Source organism: Micromonospora sp. WMMB482, from assembly GCF_019038635.1.
Classification (GTDB): Bacteria; Actinomycetota; Actinomycetes; order Mycobacteriales; family Micromonosporaceae; genus Micromonospora; species Micromonospora marina.
Genome location: NZ_JAHOPD010000025.1, coordinates 1 through 3,133 on the forward strand (window position 1 = coordinate 1; position 3,133 = coordinate 3,133).

At 73.3% G+C, this 3,133-nt stretch carries 1 protein-coding gene and 4 pseudogenes; 2 read left to right on the plus strand and 3 right to left on the minus strand.

Annotated elements, in window-relative coordinates; all coding sequences use genetic code 11:
• Positions 1 to 127, plus strand: a pseudogene (locus tag KSK32_RS33850) (site-2 protease family protein); the annotation flags it as partial.
• Positions 128 to 179: 52 nt separating this feature from the next.
• Here KSK32_RS33850 and KSK32_RS32400 read toward each other — a convergent pair.
• A pseudogene (locus KSK32_RS32400) lies at positions 180 to 1,000 on the minus strand (aldo/keto reductase family protein); the annotation flags it as partial.
• A gap of 41 nt (positions 1,001 to 1,041) precedes the next feature.
• Between KSK32_RS32400 and KSK32_RS32405 the strand changes: the two are divergent.
• The gene (locus tag KSK32_RS32405) at positions 1,042 to 1,353 is read left to right on the plus strand and encodes a hypothetical protein (protein ID WP_254188925.1); all 312 of its coding nucleotides are present in this window, start codon (positions 1,042 to 1,044) and stop codon (positions 1,351 to 1,353) included.
• Positions 1,354 to 1,852: 499 nt separating this feature from the next.
• Here KSK32_RS32405 and KSK32_RS32415 read toward each other — a convergent pair.
• Together KSK32_RS32415 and KSK32_RS32420 are read right to left on the minus strand one after the other, a co-directional pair.
• Positions 1,853 to 2,461 (minus strand): annotated as a pseudogene (locus tag KSK32_RS32415) (DUF3043 domain-containing protein).
• 71 nt (positions 2,462 to 2,532) lie between these two features.
• Positions 2,533 to 3,133, minus strand: a pseudogene (locus KSK32_RS32420) (UDP-N-acetylglucosamine 1-carboxyvinyltransferase); the annotation flags it as partial.

The following is a 3,133-nucleotide window of genomic DNA, read 5'->3' on the forward strand; positions in this document are numbered from 1 at the left end:
CGCGCTGCTGTGGAGCCCGCAGATCAACCGGGTGTTCTTCGGCGCGGTCTTCGCCGTCGGCGACGCCCTCGGCCTGCCGCGCGAGCTGTACCAGATCGGCTACGCCCTGATCCGCTTCTGGGAGTAGCCGACCGGGTCGTTCCCGGGCCGGTGCGAGCCGGCCCGGGAACGGCACGACGTCACGGGCGCTGAGCCGGGCTCTCGGTCTTCGCCGGTCCCGCTCGGTGACCGTCTCGACGATCTCGTCGATCGCCTTGAGCAGGTCGGCGTCGAGCTTCACGCCTGCCGCCTTCACGTTGTCGTGCACCTGCTCCGGCCGGGACGCGCCGACGATCGCCGAGGAGACGTTCGGGTTCTGGAGCACCCAGGCGACGGCGAGCTGCGGCATGGTCAGCCCGGCCTGCTCGGCCAGCGGCTTGAGCCGCTGCACGCGGGTGAGCACGTCGTCGGTCATGAACCGGGCGATGAACCCGGCGCCGGACTTCTCGTCGGTGGCGCGGGAGCCGGCGGGCGGCGGCTGGCCCGGCAGGTACTTCCCGGACAGCACACCCTGTGCCATCGCGACCAGACGATCTGGCCGATACCCAGCTCCTCGCTGGTGGGGATCACCTCGGTCTCGATGACCCGCCACAGCATCGAGTACTGCGGCTGGTTCGAGATCAGCGGGATGCGCAGCTCACGGCGAGCGCGTGCGCCTCGCGCAGCTGGGACGCCTTCCACTCGGAGACGCCGATGTAGTGCGCCTTGCCGGAGTGTACGACGTCGGCGAAGGCCTCCATCGTCTCCTCCAGCGGGCTGCTGTAGTCGTAGCGGTGGGCCTGGTAGAGGTCCACGTGGTCGGTCTGGAGGCGGCGCAGCGAGCCGTCGATCGACTCATGATGTGCTTGCGGGACAGGCCGCGGTCGTTGCGGCCGGGACCGTTCGGCCAGTAGACCTTGGTGAAGATCTCCAGTCCTTCGCGGCGCTCGCCCTTGAGCGCCCGGCCGAGCACCGACTCGCGCGGATGCCCTGGCCGGGCTGCGTGCCGCCGGGCTGCCGGTGGTGAAGGTCCATGTGTCCGCAGCCGTCGAGGCGCCCGACCCGGCCGGGGCGAGCGCGGCGCTGCGCCGGTTCGTCGAACCGAGGTTCCTGCCCAGACCCGGGCGGCCGGTTTGCGCGGGCGCCACCGACCCGGCCGATCCGGCGTTCGCGGCCGACGACCTCGACGCCGCACTCGACGCGCGGTTACCAGGGGCGTTGCGGGTGCACTACCACGTGCCGTTGCACGCCCCGCCCGAGCCGCCCCACCGGGAAGCCGCCCCGGCGGCCCCCGACGCCGGGCCGCCCGATGCGGACGCCGCGCGGGGTAGATGACCCCGGCCGCGGCCGAACCCCGTGCCTGCCGGTTCCGGTGCCCCGCCGGAGGGGACCGGCGGACCGGTGGACGACGGCGGGGCCAGGCGGGGCGCGCGGGCGGGGGAGGTCTCGTGCTGATCGCCGTGATCCTCGCGCTGGCCGCCGGCACCTACGGCTTCCGGTTGCCGGGGTGCTGCTACGGGACCGGCTCGACCTGCCGGAGTGGTCGCGCCACCTGCTGCCGGTCGGTGCCGCCACGCTGCTGGCCGCGCTCCGCCGCCACCGCGGGGCGCTCACCGAGGCCGGCGGCTTCGCCGGCTACGCCCGCCCGCCGCCGGTGTGCTCGTCGGCCTGCTGCTTGCCTGGCGCCGGGTGCCGTTCGTGCTGGTCGTGGTCGCGGCGGCGGCCACCACCGCGGTGCTGCGCCTGCTCGGCGTGGCCTGAAGTGCGGCATCGGCCCGCACCACATCGGCCCCTCACCGCCGGGGCGGGAGGGGCCGATTCGGGGCCGGTCCGGTCAGACCTGGTCGCCGATGTTCACCCGCGGCGCGGGCGCACGCATCCGGCGAACGTGATCGACCGCATGATCGCGTAGAAGTAGAGCGAGCCGAGCTTCTCGGTGCTCTCGGGAAGCGCTCGCGGACCAGCCGCTTGATCTTCCGAGAGATCAGGATCGAGTCGATCAGCACGCCGAGGGCCAGCGCACCCCAGAGCACGTTCGACAGCAGCCGCACGATCGGCGGCATGGCCTGGTTGGAGCCGAACAGCACGATCAGCGCACCGCCGAAGAACCAGGTGCCGATCGTCCGCCGGGAGTCGACCACGTTGCGGGCCAGCAGCCGCTCCGGCCCCGGTCACGCGGGCCGCCCTCGCGGCGGAACTCCGCGGCGGCCTCGGCGCGGGCGGCACGGCGCTGCGCGCGGGCCTCCTCCTTGGTCAGCGGCTTGGCCGGCGCGGTCGGCCGGCGACCGGCGACCGGCCGCTTCGGCGTGACCTGCCCTAGTTCCTTCTTGCTGGGCGTGTAGCCCCGGGGGCGGGCGGCGGACTCCTCGTCGGTCGTCACAGTGGTGACGGACTCCTCGACGAGGTCGGCGGACTTGCGGCGAAACGCGACGGCACGCGGCAAGGGTAGCCAACCGGCCGCGCCCGGTGCACATCACGGGTGCACCGGCGCGGCCGATCGAAAGGCGCGAACGGTCAGGGGCGCTCGACGTGCGCGCCGAGGTCGGCCAGCTTGGCCTCGAAGTCCTCGTAACCGCGGTTGATCAGGTCCACGCCGTACACCCGGGAGGTGCCCTCGGCGGCCAGCGCCGCGATCAGGTGGCTGAACCCGGCCGCAGGTCCGGGATGACCAGGTCGGCCGCGTGCAGCTTGCTCGGCCCGGCGATCACCGCGGAGTGCTTGAAGTTGCGCCGGCCGAAGCGGCACGGGTGCCGCCGAGGCAGTCCCGGTAGACCTGGATGTTGGCGCCCATCGTGTTCAGTGCCTCGGTGTAGCCGAGCCGCTGCTCGTAGACCGTCTCGTGGACGATCGACAGGCCCCGGGCCTGGGTGAGCGCGACCACCAGCGGCTGCTGCCAGTCGGTCATGAAACCGGGGTGCACGTCGGTCTCCAGCGCCACCGCGTTCAGCTCGCCGCCGGGTGTGCCAGAACCGGATGCCGCCCTCCTGGCCCGGGCTGCCGCCGCGCGGCGGGCGCAGGTCGGTGACCCTCGTACTCGCCGCCGACCGACCGGAAGATGTTCGGAAGGTCATCATGTCGGCCTGCTGGGCGCCCAGCACCTCGACGTGGCCGCGGG